Genomic DNA, 16,599 nt, shown 5'->3' with positions numbered 1-16,599 from the left:
GGGCCCGACCGCTCGCAAGGCACAAGCAGTCCACTGGACTGCTTGAGTCCCTGCTCGCCTTCTCGTCGCCGCCCAAATCGCCCCCAGCGGGCAGCGCCTGCCGCGAAGTCCACCACTGGTGGTGCCTCGACCGGCATGCCACCGATGGTTCAGCAAAGGCGCGCCCGGGCAGGGGGAGGCGCGCCTCTGCGGCGCCGAGAAGCACAGGGCTCGTGGCCGCGCGCGCAGCGCGCATCGTTGTCTGACTCGTCGCGGTTGTTTGAACGCAGCGACCGCAGGTCGCGAAGTGAGTTCTGCGACGGGCCACGAGACCGAGCATCGCAGGGGAGTCGGTGCGCAGCACCGACCGCCGAAGCGAAGCGCCGGAGCCTGCCCGGGCGCGCCTTTGCCGCTCCGACCTCAACCCGCACAGCACATGTTGAACTCCAGCAAAGGGAAGCGAACCGCCGCTCGCTCGCGCGACTTTCCGAGCCCTTGACTGTGAATCGACATCAATGGTTCTGCGACCCGCGGTGCGCCCAAGCCGTGGTGCGCTTCTCGACCACCGAGAACAGCTCGTACATCACCATCGCCATCAAGCCGACCACCACCAGGCCCGAGAATGCCAAGCCCATCTGCATCGAGCTGCCGGCGCTGATCAGCAGGTAGCCGATGCCCTCGTTGCTGGCCGTCATCTCGCTGACCGTGGTGCCGACGAAGGCCAGCGTGATCGCCACCTTCAGCGAGCCGTAGAAGTAGGGCATGGAGCGTGGCAGGCCGACTTTCATCAGCACGTCCCAGCGCTTGGCGCCGAGCACACGCAGCACGTCCTCCAGCTCGGGCTCCAGCGTCGCCAGCCCGGTGGCGATGTTGACCATGATGGGAAAGAAGCTGATCAGGAAGGCGGTCAGCACCGCCGGGCCGACACCAATGCCGAACCACACCACCAGGATCGGCACGAAGGCCGCCTTGGGCAGCGCGTTGAAGCCGGTCATCAGCGGGTACATCGCGTCGTAGGCCAGCCGTGAGCTGCCCATCAGGAAGCCCAGCAGCACGCCGACCACGATGGCGATGGCGAATCCGACCATCGTTACCCAGAAGGTGCGCCAGGCATGACCGAGGATGGTCCAGCGGTGTTCCCAGGTCGCCTCGGCGATGTGCGCCGGGCTGGGGAAGATGAACTCGCTGACCTTGAAGGCCGAGCAGATGATCTGCCAGACCAGCAGCGTGGCGATCAGCAGCAGCAGCGGCGCGGCGCGCTCCAGAGGCGACTTGCTCATGGCGCCACCTCCGGCAGCCCGCCTGCCGGCTTTCTGATCGCACCGATGTGCCCGCGCAGCTCATGGACGATGTCGGTGAACGGTGCGGTGTAGGTGATCTCCAGGTCGCGCGGGCGCGGCAGCTCGATCTCGCGCCTGACGACGAAGCGGCCCGGGCTCTTGCTCATCACGTAGACGGTGTCGGCGAGGAACACGCTCTCGCGCAGGTCGTGCGTGACCAGGATGACGTTGAACCTCTGCGCCGCCTGCAGGTCGCGCAGGATGCACCACAGCTCCTCGCGGGTGAACGCATCCAGGGCGCCGAAGGGCTCGTCGAGCAGCAGCATCTTCGGCTCGTGGATCAGCGCGCGGCAGATGCTGGCGCGCTGCTGCATGCCGCCGGAGAGCTGCCAGGGGAACTTGTCTTCATAGCCGGCCAGGCCGACGCTGGCCAGCAGCGCACGCGCCTTGGCGGCGTACTCGCTGCGCTTGCTGCGGAAGTTCGATCGGTAGGGCTCGACGATCTCCAGCGGCAGCAGCACGTTGTCCAGCGTCGTGCGCCAGGGCAGCAGGCTGGGCGCCTGGAAGGCCATGCCGGTGATCTTCAGCGGCCCGGTGACCTGCTGGCCGCCGATGATCACCGTGCCCTTGCTCGGCCGCTTCAGCCCGGTGGCCAGCTTCATGAAGGTGCTCTTGCCGCAGCCCGAGGGCCCGACGATGGCGATGAACTCGCCTTCCTTGACCTTCAGGTCGATGGCTTCGACGGCGAACTGGCCCTGGGCCAGCAACTCGTCGTTGTAGGCCAGCCAGACGTCGTGAAAATCGACGAAGGCGGTCATTTCCTGAAGATCGCGCGGTCGCTCACGCTGGGCAGGAAGCTGGCGTTCCACACCGCGTTGGCGTTCACCCGTTCCTTGGTCGCGAAGGCATCCGACACCTGGCTGGCCATCAGCGCCAGGCGCCCGGCATTGACGTCGCCGAAGCCTTCGGCCTTGGCGTCGGGTGTCAGCACGGTCTGGTCGAGCGCGAGCTTCAGGCGGCGCAGTTCCAGGTCGGCGTTGACGATGCCATCACGGTCCTTGACCGCAGCCGTCGCCGCCTTCGGGTCGGCGATGACGTCCTTCACGCCCCTGGTGAAGGCGCGCAGGAAGGCCTTCACCGCCTCCGGGTTCTTCTTGAGGAAGTCCTCGCCGGCGATGATCACGTTGCCGTACAGCTTCACGCCGTGCTGCGAGTAGGGCAGCACGACGATGTCCTCCGTCTTCACGCCGCGCGCCTCGAGGTTGAGCAGCGAGGTGAAGGAGAAACCGGTGATCGCGTCGATGTCGCCGCGCACCAGCATGGTCTCGCGCAGCGGCGGGTCCATCGCCGTCCAGGCGACGTTGTTGACGCCGTTGGCCTTGGCGAAGATCGGCCAGGCGCGGCGGCCGGCGTCGAACACCGGCGCGCCGAGCTTCTTGCCGGACAGGTCGGCCGGCGTCTTGATGCCGCTCTTCTTCAGCGCCAGCACCGCGGCCGGCGTGTTGTTGTAGACCATCATCACCGCCACCGGCTTGTTCGGCGCGGTCGGGTTGTTGGCGTGGAACTCCATCAGCGCCGCCAGGTCGGCGAAGCCCATGTCGTAGGTGCCCGAGGCGACACGCGTGACCGTGCCGCCCGAGCCGTTGCCGGCGTCGATGGTGACGTTGAGTTTCTCGGCCTTGAAGTAGCCCTTGGCGGCCGGAACGAGGAAGAGTGCCGACGGGCCCTCGAAGCGCCAGTCGAGCTGGAACTTGACCGGTGTTTCCTGCGCGCGCAGCGGCAGGGCGGTGAGCAGGGCGATCGACGCGGCGGCGAGCAGCGCCGTGCGGCGCGAAGGGGGGTACTTCGGGAACATGCAGGACTCCGGAACGTTCGTGGGATGCCCCGAAGTCGCAAGAAGCGTGCGCGGCGCGACGCGCACAGGCTGGTGCACGATGCACCAGCCCGGTTCCGACAATCAGCTCAGCAGGTCGTGCAGCGTGCGCGCCACCACCTTGGTGGCGCGGCGCAGGTCTTGCAGCACGATGTGCTCGTCGGCGCGCTTGGCGTTGCTCTCCAGCACGGTGCGCGGGCCGGCGCCGTAGATCACCGCCGGAATGCCGCGCTCGCAGTACAGGCGCACATCCGTGTACAGCGGCGTGCCCGAGGTGGGGATGGGCTCGCCGAACACTGCCTCGCCATGCCTGCACAGCGCCTCGACCAGCGGCTGGTTGCCCGGCAGCGGCGTCAGCGCGCGGGCCAGCAACATGCGCTTGATCTCCACGGTGACACCAGGCACCTGCTTCGCCGCCTCCTCGATCACGCGGCGGATCGTCGCTTCCACCTCGCCCGGGTTCTCCTCGGGGATCATGCGGCGGTCGAGCTTGAGTACCACCTTGCCCGGCACGACGTTGGTGTTGGTGCCGCCCTGGATCATGCCGACGTTGAGGTACGGGTGCTTGATGCCCTGTACCTTGGACGTGACCTGCTTGTAGAGAACGTTCTGCGCATACAGCGCGTTGAGCACGGCGGTGGCGCCCTGCAGCGCGTCGACGCCGCTGTCGGGAATGGCGGCGTGCGCCATCTTGCCGTGCACGGTCACCTCCATCTGCAGGCAGCCGTTGTGCGCCGTCACCACCTGGTAGCTGAAGCCGGCGGCGATCAGCAGGTCGGGCTTGGTGTAGCCCTTCTCCAGCAGCCAGCCGGGGCCGAGTTCGCCGCCGAACTCCTCGTCGTAGGTGAAGTGCAGCTCGATGCCGCCCTTGAGCGGCAGCCCGAGCGACTCGAGCGCGCGGGTGGCGAAGATGTAGGTGCTGAAGTCGCACTTGCTGACCGCCGCGGCGCGGCCGTAGAGCTTGCCGTCGTGCACCTCGCCGCCGTAGGGCGGGTGCGTCCAGCCTTCGCCGGGCGGCACCACGTCGCCGTGGGCGTTGAGGGCGACGGTTCGTCCGTCCCCATAGCGGCGCCGCACGATCAGGTTGGTGAGGCTCTCCAGGCCGGCCGCCTTCACCGCGTCGGCCGGCACCGGGTACTTCTCAGCCTCGAAGCCGAAGTCCTTCAGCAGTTCGGCGGTGCGCTCGGCGTGCGGCGCGTTGTTGCCCGGTGGCGTGTCGGTGGGCACCTGCACGAGCGCTTGCAGTGTGCGCACCTGCTCGTCGAAATGAGCGTCGATCCAGTCGTCGAGTCGGTGGTAGGGGGTCATGCGAGTTCTTGGTTGAGTTGTTCGAGCAGGTGCTGGAAGGCGCGCACGCTCAGGTCGGCGTCGTCGTTGGTGGTCGATTCCAGCGGGTTGTGGCTGACGCCGGCGTTCAGGCCGCGCACGAACAGCATGGCCTGCGGCATCACCTCGTGCAGCTTCATCGCGTCGTGGCCGGCGCCGCTGGGCATGCGGAACACCGGCAGGCCGAGCGACTCGACGGCGCGCTCCCAGCGTCGCTGCCAGGCCGGTGCACTGGGCGCCGCAGCGGCACGCATGGTCTCCTCGACCTGGTGGTGCAGGCCACGGCGCGCGCAGATCGCCTTCAGCTCGGCGAGCACGTCGTGAGCGAGCGCATCGCGCGCCTCGTTGGTGGTGGCGCGCAGGTCCAGGCTGAACAGGCAGCGGCCGGGCACGACGTTGATCGAGCCGTTGGGCACGTTCAGCATCCCGACGGTGCCGACGACGTCCGGCACGCTGCCCGCACGCCTCTCCACGTACTGGGCCAACTCTGCAACGGCCACTGCTGCATCACGCCGGCGGTTCATCGGCGTGGTGCCGGCGTGGCTGGCCATGCCGATCACCTCGCACTGGCAGCGCACGCTGCCGTTGATCGAGGTGACCACGCCCAGCGGCAGGTCCAGCTCGTTGAGCACCGGGCCCTGCTCGATGTGGACTTCGACGAAGCCGAGGTAGCGCGACGGGTCGCGCTTCATCTGTGCGATCGCTTCCAGCGTGCCCGGCCGCCCTGCGGCGTGCATCGCCTCGCGCATCGTGATGCCGTCGGCGTCGCGCTGCTCCAGCCAGGCCGGGTCGAACTGGCCGATCACGGCGCCCGAGCCGAGGAAGGTCGCCTTGTAGCGCTGGCCTTCCTCCTCGGCGAAGCCGATCACCTCGAGGCCGAATGGCAGGCGGCGGCCCGCACGGTGCAGCTCGCGCACGCAGACCATGGGCACGAAGATGCCGAGCCGCCCGTCGTACTTGCCGCCGTTGCGCACGGTGTCGTAGTGGCTGCCGGTCAGCAGGCGCTTCGCATGGCGATCGGCGCCATGATAGACACCGACCACGTTGCCGACCGCATCGACGCTGACCTCGTCGAAGCCGCAGTCGTGCATCCAGCGCTGCAATTGCACCTGGCAGTCCTGATGCGCCTGGGTGAGGTAGGTGACGGTGAGCTGACCCTGCTCGGCATAGCCCGGGTCGCTGTGCTGCGCCAGCAGCTCGGCGCAGTCCCACACCTGGTTGCCCAGCACCGGCTCGAAGCCGAACTTGTCGTTCAGCCGGATCTCGGCGATGCGGTGGATGTTGCGCAGGCACTCGGCGAGTTCGAAGTCCGGGGGGTTGTCGAGCCGGCGCGCGAAGGTGGCGACGATCTCGGCGCGCGTCAGACCGCTGCCGCGCGGCCCGCGCACCGCCAGGATGAAGGGCCAGCCGAACTTCGCGTTGTAGTCGGCGTTGAGCTGCTGGATGCGTGCGAACTCCTCGGGCGAGCAGTTGGTCAGCCCGGACGTGGTCTGCTCGTTCGTGGACTCGGCCGTGAGCGACTTCGAGACCATCGCCTTGCCCGCGAGCTCCGGGTGGGCGCGGATCAGCGCGACCTGCGCGTCGCGCCCGGCCTCGGCGAGCACCGTGACCATCGCATGCTTGAGCTGCGCGAGGCTGGCGAAGGGGCGCTTCGCCAGCGCACGTTCGGCGATCCACGGCGAATGTTCGTACAGGCCGTCGAGCATGGCCGCTGCGTCGGCGCTAGCGGCGGCGTTGAGTTGGGCGAGGGTGAGGATCATGCGGCCGCCTTGAAGGGGTGAACCTGCTTCCAGTGCCGCGCGATGTCGATGCGGCGGCACACCCAGACCTTGTCGTGCGCGCCGATGTGGTCGAGGAAACGCTGCAGCGAGCCGATGCGCCCGGGCTTGCCGAGCAGCCGGCAGTGCATGCCGATGGACATCATCTTCGGTCGGTCCAGCCCGGCCGGGTCGCCCTCGGCGTAGAGCGCGTCGAAGCTGTCGCGCAGGTAGGTGAAGAAGTGGTCGCCGGTGTTGAAGCCCTGCGCCTGCACGTAGCGCATGTCGTTGGTGTCCAGCGAGTAGGGCACGACGAGGTGCGGCGCCGTGCTGCCGTCGGTCTTCGTCACCTCGGTCCAGAACGGCAGGTCGTCGCCGTAGTAGTCGCTGTCGTACTCGTAGCCGCCCTGGTCGACGACCAGGCGGCGCGTGTTCGGGCTGTCGCGGCCGGTGTACCAGCCGGCCGGCCAGGCGCCGCCGGTCAGCTCCTTCAACACGCGCGTGCCGATGTCGATGTGGCGGCGCTCGGTCGCCTCGGGCAGGTTCTGGTAGTGGATCCAGCGCAGGCCGTGGTTGGCGATCTCGTAGCCGTTGTTCATGAACACCTCGAGCAGCTCGGGGTAGCGCTGCAAGGCCATGCCGACGCCGAAGATCGTCATCGGCAGGCCGCGCGACTCGAACTCGCGCAGGATGCGCCATACGCCGACGCGCGAGCCGTACTCGTACATCGACTCCATCGTCATGTGGCGGTTCTCGTAGGCCTGCGCCGTGACCAGTTCGGACAGGAAGGTCTCCGACGTCGGATCGCCGTGCAGCGGGTTGTTCTCGCCGCCTTCTTCGTAGTTGAGGACGAACTGCACCGCGATGCGCGCGCCGTTCGGCCAGCGGGCATGGGGCACGTCGCGGCCGTGGCCGCGCATGTCGCGCGGGTAGCCGGCAGAGGAGGTCAGTTCGCGCGAATCCGTGGTCTGGTTCATGGGCGTGCGGGAAGAAGCGGTGGGGTCAGTTGCGCGGCATCAGGGCCGCTTCGAGGTCGGGAATGCGCGGGTCGAGCTGCAGGTTGCGCTCGACGTTGTGCAGGTGGTCTTCCATCAGCCGCGCGGCAGCCTTGGCATCGCGCCGCGACAGCGCGTCGACGATGGCCACGTGCTCGGCCAGCGAGTGTTCGGCCGAGTGCGCCGACTGGTACATCAGCGCGATCAGCGAGGAGCGTGTCACCAGGTCGGCCAGCAACTCGGCGAGCACCTGGTTGCCGAGCATGGTGGCGATGACGACGTGGAAGTCGGCCAGGAGCCGCGTGCGGCCGGAAACATCCGTGCGCTGCACCGCGGCCTGCTCGTCACGCAGGTGGCTGCGCAGTTCGGCGAGCTGCGCGTCGCTCAGCTCGGTGGCGGCGCGGCGGATCATCGCCGCCTCGAGCATCTGGCGCACCTCGAAGACCTGGCGCGCCTCCTCGATGCTCGGCTCGGCGACGCGCGCGCCACGGGCCGGCTCGAGCGTGACCAGCTTGTCGCGGCTGAGCTGGTTGAGCGCCTGGCGCACCAGCGTGCGCGAGACCTTGAAGATGTCGGCGATCTTCTGCTCGGCGAGCTTGGTGCCCGGCATCAGCCGACGCTCGACGATGGCCGTGGTGATCGACTCGACGATGCGCTGCGTGCTGGTGCCGCCGTCCGCACTGCTGCCGGCGTTGGCGCGCGGCTTGCTCACCTTCGCTGCGGGGCGGACGACCTTCAAGCTAGGGCTGCTGCGCGACATGGAGGACGGTTCGGTACTTGAATTGTCGATCAAAGTGTATACACTTTTGCCGATCCCGCAAGCCTCACCGAAGGAAATCCATGGGCAAGCTCACCACCCACGTGCTCGACACTGCCAACGGCTGCCCCGCCGCCGGCATGGCGGTGCGGCTGTACCGCCTGGCGGCCGACGGCAGCGCCACCGAACTCGCACGCATCACGCTGAACCACGACGGCCGCGCCGATGCGCCGCTGCTGCAGGGCGACTCGTTCCAGCCCGGGCGCTACCGCCTGGTGTTCGGCGTCGCAGCCTACTTCCGCGCCCGCGGCGCGGCGCTGGCCGAGCCGCCCTTTCTCGACGAAGTGCCGCTGGACTTCGGCCTTTCCACCGTCGGCCAGCACTACCACGTGCCGCTGCTGGCGAGCCCCTGGTCCTACTCGACCTACCGCGGCAGCTGAGGAGCGGATCGGGGTAAGTACGGAGTATTTGTCGCCAGAGACTGTATACAGTTCATCTGCGTCGCCGCGGTGCCCGGTTGCCTGCCAACCGGTCGCGACACTTCCGCCTCACAGAGCCCGCTGTGGTGAGGTCGCCCACGGGCCCGCTTCTTGCGCGCGGCCCGTGCCGAAAGGAAGTGGCCACGCATGGAAGCGTACGTTCTCGACTGGGTCAACCTGCTGCTGCGCTGGGCCCACGTCATCGTCGCGATCGCCTGGATCGGCTCGTCGTTCTACTTCGTCTTCCTCGACAACAGCCTGACGAAGCCCGAAGACCCCGACCTGAAGGCCAAGGGCGTCGACGGTGAACTGTGGGCGGTGCACGGCGGCGGCTTCTATCACCCGCAGAAGTACATGGTGGCGCCGAAGTCGCTGCCGTCCAACCTGCACTGGTTCTACTGGGAGAGCTACTCCACCTGGCTGACCGGCTTCGCGCTGTTCACGGTGCTCTACCTCTACCAGGCTGGCACCTTCCTGATCGACAAGAACCTGTTCGCCTGGTCGCCCGCCGGCGCCATCGCCGCGGCGCTCGGTTTTCTCGTCGCCTTCTGGCTCGTCTACGACGGCATCTGCCGCGCCTTCGGCCAGAAGCCGGGCGGCGACCGCATCGTCGGCATCGGCGTGACCATTGCCGTGGTGATCGCCTCGTGGCTGGCCTGCCAGCTGTTCGCCGGGCGCGCGGCCTTCCTGCTGGTCGGCGCGATGATGGCCACGGCGATGAGCGCCAACGTGTTCTTCTGGATCATCCCGGGCCAGCGCACCGTGATGGCGCAGATGAAAGCCGGCGAGCCGGTGGACCCGGTGCACGGCCAGCGCGCCAAGCAGCGCAGCGTGCACAACACCTACTTCACGCTGCCGGTGCTGATCGCGATGCTCAGCAACCACTACGGCTTCCTCTACGGCGCGAAGCACAACTGGGTGGTGCTGGTGCTGGTGATGCTGGCCGGGGCGCTGATCCGCCACTCCTTCGTGGTGCGGCACAAGGCGCTGGTGGCCGGCAAGCGCGTGCCCTGGGAGTATGCGGTGGCGGGTACGGTATTGGTGCTCGCACTGGCCATCTGGCTCGCCCCCGCGCCGGTGCCCAAGGGCACCAGCGTGGCGCCGCCGAGCTTCGCGCAGGTGCAGGGCGTGATCGTCGAGCGCTGCGCGATGTGCCACAACGAGCAGGTGGTCAGCAAGGGCGTGCAGCTGCACACCGCCGAGCTGATCAGCAGGAACGCGCAGGCCATCTACCAGCAGGCGGTGGTGCTCAAGGCCATGCCGATGAACAACGCGACGCAGATCACCGACGCGGAACGGTCCTTGCTCGGCAGGTGGTTCGAGGCCGGCGCGCCGGCCCAGTGAGTTCCGAACCACTCCATTCATCAACCCGAGGAGGAAATCCCCCATGAAGCGCTCTCTTGTCAACCGTGCCGCGCTGATCGCATCGGTCGCCGCACTGCTCGCCCCCGCGGCACAGGCCCAGTCCAGCGTCACGCTGTCCGGCCTGATGGACCTCAGCGTCGGCCAGACCAAGCCGGCCGGCGGCCAGAAGACCTGGAACGTCGACAACGGCCAGATGACCACCAGCTGGATCGGCTTCAGCGGCACCGAAGACCTCGGCGGCGGCCTGTCGGCGGTGTTCGCGATGCACTCGTTCCTGCGCGCCGACACCGGCGCCGCCGGCCGGTTCGGCGCCGACACCTTCTGGGCGCGCAACGCCTGGGTGGGGCTGGCCAGCAACAGCCTCGGCCGCGTGACCATCGGCCGCAACACCACGCCGATGTTCGTGACCACGCTGTCGTTCAATGCCTTCGGCGACTCGTTCGGCTATTCGCCCGCCATCCGCCACTACTTCACCAGCGGCACGATGACCGGCGACAGCGGCTGGAGCGACTCGGTGCTCTACACCAGCCCGAAGCTCGGCGGTGCGGTCGTGCAGTTGATCGGCGCGCTCGGCGAAGCCGGCAGCAACGGCCGCAACACCGGCGCCAACCTGCGCTTCGGTGCCGGCGCGTTCGACTCGGCGCTGTCCTTCCAGGACGTCAAGAAGGATGGCGGCGTCGCGGTCGCCGACACGCGCACCTGGCAGGGCGCGCTGTCCTACGACTTCGGCGTGGCCAAGCTGTTCGGCCAGGTCGGCAAGGTCGACAACAAGACCACCAGCAACGAGTACGACATCGTCGGCCTGGGCGCCGCCATGCCGATCGGCAACGGCAAGCTGCTCGGCCAGTGGGGCCGCATCAAGCCGGACACCGGCGCCAAGCGCACCACCTTCTCGGCCGGCTACGACTACTTCGTCTCGAAGCGCACCGATGTGTACTTCGCGGCGATGAGCGACAAGATCGACAACCTGTCCAGCGGCACCAGCGTGTCGCTGGGTGTGCGGCACCGCTTCTGAGATCGCGGCGGCCGCTCGCAACCACAAGCAAGAGGAGACAGACATGAGCCAAGCCGCCGTCCATCCGGTCGACGAAAAACTCCCAGCGCCGCGCCTCGCGGCGCTGGGCCTGCAACACGTGCTGGTGATGTACGCCGGCGCGATCGCCGTGCCGCTGATCGTCGGCCGCGCACTCAAGCTCACGCCCGAGCAGGTCGCGCTGCTGATCTCGGCCGACCTGTTCTGCTGCGGCCTGGTGACGCTGGTGCAGTCGCTGGGCATGACACGCTGGTTCGGCATCAAGCTGCCGGTGATGATGGGCGTGACCTTCGCCGCCGTCGGCCCGATGGTCGCCTTCGCGAACGCGATGCCCGGCGTCGACGGCGCGCGGGCGATCTTCGGCGCCATCATCGGCGCGGGCGTGATCTCGATGCTGATCGCGCCGGTGATCAGCAAGCTGCTGCGCTTCTTCCCGCCGGTGGTCACCGGCACCATCATCGCGATCATCGGCATCAGCCTGATGCGCGTCGGCGTGGGCTGGGCGATGGGCGGGCCGGCGCCGCTGGCGCAAAGCGTGGACGTGCCCAAGCTGGTCGCGATGGTCGACGCGGCCAAGGCGACTGCCGAGGCGGCGAGCGCGCCGATCAAGCTGGCCGGGCCGATCCCGATGAGCAACAACCCGAACTACGGCGCGCTCGACAACATGGCGGTGGCTGCCGCGGTGCTGGTCTTCATCCTGCTGCTGGTGCGCTACGCGAAGGGCTTCGTCGCCAACATCTCGGTGCTGCTGGGCATCGTCGCCGGCTGCGCCGTTGCCATCGGAATGGGCAAGATGAACTTCGACAAGGTCGCCAAGGCACACTGGTTCGACGTCGTCACGCCCTTCGCCTTCGGCATGCCGACCTTCGACATCGTGATGATCCTGACCATGACGCTGGTGATGATCGTCGTGATGATCGAGTCGACCGGCATGTTCCTCGCGCTGTCCGACCTCACGGGCAGGAAGATCGACCAGCCTTCGCTGGCCGCCGGGCTGCGCACCGACGGCCTGGGCACGCTGATCGGCGGCATCTTCAACACCTTCCCCTACACCAGCTTCTCGCAGAACGTCGGCCTGGTCGGCGTCACCGGCGTGAAGAGCCGCTGGGTCTGCGTGGCTGGCGGCGTGATCATGATCGTGCTGGGCATGCTGCCGAAGATGGCCGCGTTCGTGGAGTCGATTCCGCAGTTCGTTCTCGGCGGTGCGGGCCTGGTGATGTTCGGCATGGTCGCGGCCACCGGCATCCGCATCCTCGCGACGGTGGACTTCAAGGGCAACCGCCACAACCTCTACATCGTCGCGCTGGCCATCGGCTTCGGCCTGATCCCGCTGGTGGCGCCGCGCTGGACGCAGCAGATGGCGCACGGCCTGCACCCGCTGCTCGAGTCCGGCATCCTGTTGACCGCAGTGGCGGCGGTGGTGCTGAACATCTTCTTCAACGGTGCGAAGGAAGACACGGCGGGCGCCATCGAAGCCGCGAAGGCGGCCGAAGCACACTGATGACAGCCCCCCAGTCGCTGCGCTCCTGCCCCCGAGGGGCGCGGTCCGGCTTGGGGCGGCCCGGCGCCGGACCGGTCCGATGCCGACGCTGCTGATCCGCGACGCGACGCTGCTCGTCACGATGGACGATCAGCGGCGCGAGATCGCCGGTGGCGGCCTGTTCGCTCGTGATGGTGTGATCGAGGCGGTCGGTGCGAGCGATACGCTGCCGCGTGACGCCGACGAGGTGATCGACGCGCGCGGGCAGGTCGTCGTCCCCGGCCTGGTGAACACGCACCACCACATGTACCAGACGCTGACGCGCGTGATCCGCCGCGCGCAGGACGGCGAACTGTTCGAGTGGCTGCGCACGCTCTACCCGATCTGGGCCGGGCTCACGCCGGAGATGGTCTACGTGTCGACGCAGACGGCGATGGCCGAGCTGCTGCTGTCGGGTTGCACGACGACCAGCGACCACCTCTACCTCTACCCCAACGGCGTGCGCCTGGACGACAGCCTGGAAGCGGCGGCCGAGATCGGCATGCGCTTCCACGCGGCGCGTGGATCGATGAGCGTCGGCCAGTCGCAGGGCGGCCTGCCGCCGGATGCCGTGGTCGAGAGCGAAACGGCGATCCTGAAGGACACCCAGCGTGTCATCGAGCGCTGGCACGACCCGCAGCGCCACGCGATGCAGCGCATCGTCGTCGCGCCGTGTTCGCCCTTCTCGGTCAGCCGCGAGCTGATGCGCGACGCTGCGCTGCTGGCGCGCGAGCACGGCGCCTCGCTGCACACCCACCTGGCCGAGAATCACAACGACATCGCCTACACGCGCGAAAAGTTCGGCTGCACGCCGGCCGAGTACGCCGAGCAGCTCGGCTGGCTCGGCCCCGATGTCTGGCATGCCCACTGCGTGAAGCTCGATGTCGCGGGTATCGCGCTGTTCGCAGCCACCGGCACCGGTGTGGCCCATTGCCCCGGCTCGAACATGCGGCTGGCTTCGGGCATCGCGCCGATCCGCGCGATGCGCGACGCCGGCGTGCCGGTGTCGATCGCGGTCGACGGATCGGCGTCGAACGACAGCGGCCACCTGCTCGGCGAGGCGCGCCTCGCGCTGCTGCTGCAGCGCGTCGCCAGCGGGCCGTCGGCGATGACGGCGCGCGAGGTGCTCGAGATCGCCACGCGCGGCGGTGCGCAGGTGCTCGGCCGCGACGACATCGGCGTGCTCGCCCCCGGCATGGCGGCCGACGTGGTGACGGTGACGCTCGACCAGATCGGCCTGGCCGGTGCACTGCACGATCCGCTGGCCGCGCTGTTCTTCTGCCATGTGCCGCAGGTGACGCACAGCGTCGTGCAAGGTCGGATGATCGTGCGCGACGGTCAGCTCACCACGCTCGACCTGCCACGGCTGATCGAGCGCCACAACCGGCTGGCGACGCAGCTCGCCGCCTGAGCAACTCAGGTCTCAGCGAGCCTGCCAGAACTGCGCGAGCAGGGCCTTGCGGTCGATGTCGGGGCCGGCCGCATCGGCCAGCGCGCTGTAGAAGGCCTCGCGCGACAGCGCGTTCGCGGCCGCGCGGTGGGCCAGCACGGCGGCGATCGGCCCGATGTGCTCGGCGAGTACTCGCTGTGCCCGTTCGATCAGCTCCGGCTGCATCGGCGTGGTGCCGAGCACGGGCGGCGCGCTGCCTGGTGCGACAGCGGGGCCCGGCTGCGCACCGGGCAGGCGCTGGTAGAGTCGCGACAGGAAGCGGCTGCGCTCGTCGGCCTCGACCACCTCGTGGGCCAGCCAGCCGACGAGGCCGGGCAGGTCGTGATGGCGCCGTGCCGCATCGCGCACCACGAAGCGAGTCATCGGCCCGAGCTGCGGCAGCAGCAGTTGTTCGATGGTCAGCAGCGCGCGTGCATCCCAGTCCGGCAGGCTGGGTGAGGCAGGCACGGGGGGAACGCTCGGCGCGCTGCGCGGCATCACCGCCATCGGGCGCGGCATGAGTTGCGTTGCGGCGTCGTGGCGCGCCGGCTGCAGGCGGCGCAGCGTCTCGGGCGAGACGTGCGGCGGGATGGGGCGGCCGGCAGCCTCACGCAGCGCGTTGCGCATCTGCGCGGCGTCGTCGAAACGATCGATCGCCCGCTTGGCGATGGCGCGCGTCACCAGCGCGTCGAAGCGCTCGGTCAGCGGTGGGTCGAGCGCGAGCGTCGAGGGCGCAGGCGGATCGTTGTGCATCACCTGGTACATCACCGCGCCAGCAGCGCCGCGGAACGGTGCGCGGCCGGTCAGCAGTTCGTAGAACAGCACGCCGCAGGAGAAGATGTCGACGCGCCGGTCGGGCGCTTCGTCGGTGTAGCGCTCCGGCGCCATGTAGCCGGGCGAGCCGAGCACGGTGGTGTGGTGGGTGCGGTCGCCGGACTCGATGCGCGCGATGCCGAAGTCGGTCACCTTCAGCCGGCCCTCGGGTGTCAGCAGCAGGTTGGCCGGCTTGATGTCGCGGTGCCACACGCCCTGCTCGTGCGCGCAGGCCAATGCGTCGAGCAGCTGATGCATGACGCTGAGCGCGTCGGCCAGTGGCAGTCGCTCGCCGCGCCACAGCAGCTCCTGCAGCGAGGTGCCGGCGACGTATTCCATCGCGATGTAGTGCTGGCCCTCGGCCTCACCGTACTCGTACACCGAGACGATGTTCGGATGCGCCAGGCGGCCCGCCGCCTGCGCCTCGGTGCGGAAGCGCGTGGCGGCGGCGAGGTCGTGGGCGTCCGGCGCGAGCAGCGGGGCGCGGATCGCCTTGATGGCCACCGGGCGGTGGATGTCCGGGTCGAGCGCCTCGTAGACCACGCCCATCGCGCCCTCGCCGAGCACGCGCGAGACGAGGTACTTGCCCAGGCGCCGCGGCATCGGCGCGCCGGTGTCGCCGAACGCGGCGGACAGACCGAGCGGTCTGGCACTCATGACAGCCCCCCAAGGCGCTTCGCGCCTGGCCCCCCGGGGGGGCGTTCGCCCGACTTGGGGCGGCCCTGCGTCGTGCTCATGATGGCGCTCCTTCCAGCATCTTCATCGCCTGCACCAGGCTGCGGCGCATGCGGCTGAACGAGGTGGCGAGGCGGCCGATCTCGTCGCGCGCGCCGAGGGCGAACGACGGTGCCGACAGCTCGCCGAGGCTGACCCGGTCGGCCAGGCGCGCGAGCCGCGTCACCGGCCGGATCACCAGCCACCACAGCATCGCGTTCAAGGCGATCGCGATGGTGACGAACACCGCCGACAGCATGCCCATAAACAACGCCCAGGCCTCGTGGGCGCGCGCCATCGGCACCGCCATCGGCACCGACACCATCTGCGCGCCGACCACCTCGCCGAGCTGCCAGCCGAAGCCGTTGGCCGGCCCGTACTTCTCGACCAGCGTGCGCGGCGCGGCCTCCACCGTGCTGTGGCAGCGCAGGCAGGCGCCGTCGGCGATCTTGATCGGGCGCGCGATGTACAGCGCGCGGCCGGCCGGCGTGTCGCGCTCGCCGACGAACTCCTTCGTGTCTGGCGCCTTGCGGAACTCGGCGATCACGTCGGCTTCCCACTCGACCGCGCGATCGCGCGGGTTGGTCGGGTTCAGCGTCGCTTCCTTGTAGCTGTATTCCGGGTGGTTCTTCTGGATCTTCGCCAGCACCTCGGTGGCCGAGAAGGCCGGCACCGACTGCGGCAGGAAGGCGTACTTCATCTGCGTCTCGAGCAGCGGCGCCACCTGCGTGGAGGTGTAGGAGCGCACCGCGAGCGCCTTCTCGAGCAGGAAGCGGGCGTGTTGCAGCGTCTCCTCCTGCGCGTTGCGCTCGAGCATCTGGCGCGTCATCGCGCCGGTCACCGCCAATCCGAGCAGGAAGATCAGCACGAACACCAGGTTGAACTTGAGCAGCAGCTTCATCTTGTCTCCATCAGGGGTTCGGCGGGACGTCGCGTGCGGCGCCGGGCCAGGTCATCACGCCGTGCAGGCTCACGGCCAGCGGGGTGTCGGCGCCTGGCTGCGACGCGGCCGGCGCTTGGCGCTGCGCCACGGTCACGGGCCTGGGCCGGTACTTCTCGGGGAACAGCACACGGTCCCATTCGGGATGCGACTTCAGCTCGGCCACCAGGGCGGCGCGGAAGCCGCGATCCGCGGCCCGTGGCTTGAAGCGCGCCACGGCGAACTTGCGCAACGCAGGCTCGCCGTTGATCCAGCGTGCGGCCTCGGCATAGCTGACGGGCACGCCGGCGCCGGGCTCGACGGGGCGGGCCTGGAAGCGCGCCGCGCGGCGCGGCAGCGA

General features: G+C 68.9%; 15 protein-coding genes. 5 read left to right on the top strand and 10 right to left on the bottom strand.

Annotated elements, in window-relative coordinates; translation table 11 throughout:
• Positions 1-491: 491 nt before the first annotated feature.
• The 7 genes from AAG801_RS31310 to AAG801_RS31280 form a co-directional block, all read right to left on the bottom strand.
• Positions 492-1,259 carry an ABC transporter permease gene (locus AAG801_RS31310; protein ID WP_341891895.1) on the bottom strand — a complete coding sequence of 256 codons (768 nt, stop codon included), beginning with the start codon at positions 1,257-1,259 and terminating at the stop codon, positions 492-494.
• Positions 1,256-2,077 (bottom strand): ABC transporter ATP-binding protein, encoded by an 822-nt coding sequence (locus tag AAG801_RS31305; RefSeq protein ID WP_341891894.1) that lies wholly within the window; start codon positions 2,075-2,077, stop codon positions 1,256-1,258. Before AAG801_RS31305 ends, AAG801_RS31310 begins: the two co-directional genes overlap by 4 nt.
• Positions 2,074-3,114, bottom strand: coding sequence for an ABC transporter substrate-binding protein (locus AAG801_RS31300; RefSeq protein WP_341891893.1), 1,041 nt, complete (start codon positions 3,112-3,114; stop codon positions 2,074-2,076). The genes AAG801_RS31305 and AAG801_RS31300 overlap by 4 nt, the downstream gene beginning before the upstream one ends.
• 102 nt (positions 3,115-3,216) lie before the next feature.
• Entirely contained in the window at positions 3,217-4,440 is a 1,224-nt protein-coding gene (locus tag AAG801_RS31295; RefSeq protein WP_341891892.1) for an ArgE/DapE family deacylase, read from the bottom strand.
• Positions 4,437-6,218, bottom strand: coding sequence for a 2-oxo-4-hydroxy-4-carboxy-5-ureidoimidazoline decarboxylase (gene uraD / locus AAG801_RS31290; RefSeq protein WP_341891891.1), 1,782 nt, complete (start codon positions 6,216-6,218; stop codon positions 4,437-4,439). The genes AAG801_RS31295 and uraD overlap by 4 nt, the downstream gene beginning before the upstream one ends.
• Positions 6,215-7,192 (bottom strand): allantoinase PuuE, encoded by a 978-nt coding sequence (gene puuE / locus AAG801_RS31285; RefSeq protein ID WP_341891890.1) that lies wholly within the window; start codon positions 7,190-7,192, stop codon positions 6,215-6,217. The genes uraD and puuE overlap by 4 nt, the downstream gene beginning before the upstream one ends.
• A 25-nt stretch (positions 7,193-7,217) precedes the next feature.
• Positions 7,218-7,949 carry a GntR family transcriptional regulator gene (locus AAG801_RS31280; protein ID WP_341891889.1) on the bottom strand — a complete coding sequence of 244 codons (732 nt, stop codon included), beginning with the start codon at positions 7,947-7,949 and terminating at the stop codon, positions 7,218-7,220.
• A gap of 101 nt (positions 7,950-8,050) precedes the next feature.
• Between AAG801_RS31280 and uraH the strand changes: the two genes are divergently transcribed.
• From uraH to AAG801_RS31255, 5 genes are all read left to right on the top strand, one after another.
• Positions 8,051-8,407, top strand: coding sequence for a hydroxyisourate hydrolase (uraH, locus tag AAG801_RS31275; RefSeq protein WP_341891888.1), 357 nt, complete (start codon positions 8,051-8,053; stop codon positions 8,405-8,407).
• A 186-nt stretch (positions 8,408-8,593) separates the two neighbouring features.
• Positions 8,594-9,790, top strand: coding sequence for a urate hydroxylase PuuD (locus AAG801_RS31270; protein WP_341891887.1), 1,197 nt, complete (start codon positions 8,594-8,596; stop codon positions 9,788-9,790).
• 43 nt (positions 9,791-9,833) lie between these two features.
• Positions 9,834-10,826: a porin gene (locus AAG801_RS31265; protein ID WP_341891886.1), complete on the top strand. Its 993-nt coding sequence runs from the start codon at positions 9,834-9,836 to the stop codon at positions 10,824-10,826.
• 43 nt (positions 10,827-10,869) lie between these two features.
• The gene (locus AAG801_RS31260) at positions 10,870-12,345 is read left to right on the top strand and encodes a nucleobase:cation symporter-2 family protein (RefSeq protein ID WP_341891885.1); all 1,476 of its coding nucleotides are present in this window, start codon (positions 10,870-10,872) and stop codon (positions 12,343-12,345) included.
• Between the two features lie 79 nt (positions 12,346-12,424).
• Positions 12,425-13,774, top strand: a complete 1,350-nt coding sequence (locus AAG801_RS31255) for an 8-oxoguanine deaminase (protein WP_341891884.1) — start codon at positions 12,425-12,427, stop codon at positions 13,772-13,774.
• 12 nt (positions 13,775-13,786) lie between these two features.
• On the opposite strand, the gene AAG801_RS31250 is transcribed toward AAG801_RS31255, so the two are convergent.
• The 3 genes from AAG801_RS31250 to AAG801_RS31240 form a co-directional block, all read right to left on the bottom strand.
• Positions 13,787-15,262, bottom strand: a complete 1,476-nt coding sequence (locus tag AAG801_RS31250; RefSeq protein WP_341891883.1) for a serine/threonine-protein kinase — start codon at positions 15,260-15,262, stop codon at positions 13,787-13,789.
• Positions 15,263-15,338: 76 nt separating this feature from the next.
• Positions 15,339-16,220, bottom strand: coding sequence for a DUF3365 domain-containing protein (locus AAG801_RS31245; RefSeq protein WP_341891882.1), 882 nt, complete (start codon positions 16,218-16,220; stop codon positions 15,339-15,341).
• Between the two features lie 10 nt (positions 16,221-16,230).
• A partial coding sequence (locus tag AAG801_RS31240; protein WP_341891881.1) for a hypothetical protein occupies positions 16,231-16,599 on the bottom strand: 369 nt, incomplete at its 5' end.

Source organism: Variovorax sp. YR752, assembly GCF_943372545.1.
Note: the sequence above shows the minus strand (reverse complement) of the source record. Positions and strands in the feature narration are given on the sequence as shown.

Excerpts from the sequence above, each read along its gene's own strand:
- AAG801_RS31305 (WP_341891894.1), bottom strand. The coding sequence starts at position 2,077 with ATGACCGCCTTCGTCGATTTTCACGACGTCTGGCTGGCCTACAACGAC.
- AAG801_RS31270 (WP_341891887.1), top strand. The coding sequence starts at position 8,594 with ATGGAAGCGTACGTTCTCGACTGGGTCAACCTGCTGCTGCGCTGGGCC.
- AAG801_RS31310 (WP_341891895.1), bottom strand. The coding sequence starts at position 1,259 with ATGAGCAAGTCGCCTCTGGAGCGCGCCGCGCCGCTGCTGCTGCTGATC.
- AAG801_RS31265 (WP_341891886.1), top strand. The coding sequence starts at position 9,834 with ATGAAGCGCTCTCTTGTCAACCGTGCCGCGCTGATCGCATCGGTCGCC.
- AAG801_RS31300 (WP_341891893.1), bottom strand. The coding sequence starts at position 3,114 with ATGTTCCCGAAGTACCCCCCTTCGCGCCGCACGGCGCTGCTCGCCGCC.
- AAG801_RS31255 (WP_341891884.1), top strand. The coding sequence starts at position 12,425 with ATGCCGACGCTGCTGATCCGCGACGCGACGCTGCTCGTCACGATGGAC.
- uraD (WP_341891891.1), bottom strand. The coding sequence starts at position 6,218 with ATGATCCTCACCCTCGCCCAACTCAACGCCGCCGCTAGCGCCGACGCA.
- AAG801_RS31260 (WP_341891885.1), top strand. The coding sequence starts at position 10,870 with ATGAGCCAAGCCGCCGTCCATCCGGTCGACGAAAAACTCCCAGCGCCG.
- AAG801_RS31245 (WP_341891882.1), bottom strand. The coding sequence starts at position 16,220 with ATGAAGCTGCTGCTCAAGTTCAACCTGGTGTTCGTGCTGATCTTCCTG.
- AAG801_RS31295 (WP_341891892.1), bottom strand. The coding sequence starts at position 4,440 with ATGACCCCCTACCACCGACTCGACGACTGGATCGACGCTCATTTCGAC.
- AAG801_RS31250 (WP_341891883.1), bottom strand. The coding sequence starts at position 15,262 with ATGAGTGCCAGACCGCTCGGTCTGTCCGCCGCGTTCGGCGACACCGGC.
- uraH (WP_341891888.1), top strand. The coding sequence starts at position 8,051 with ATGGGCAAGCTCACCACCCACGTGCTCGACACTGCCAACGGCTGCCCC.
- puuE (WP_341891890.1), bottom strand. The coding sequence starts at position 7,192 with ATGAACCAGACCACGGATTCGCGCGAACTGACCTCCTCTGCCGGCTAC.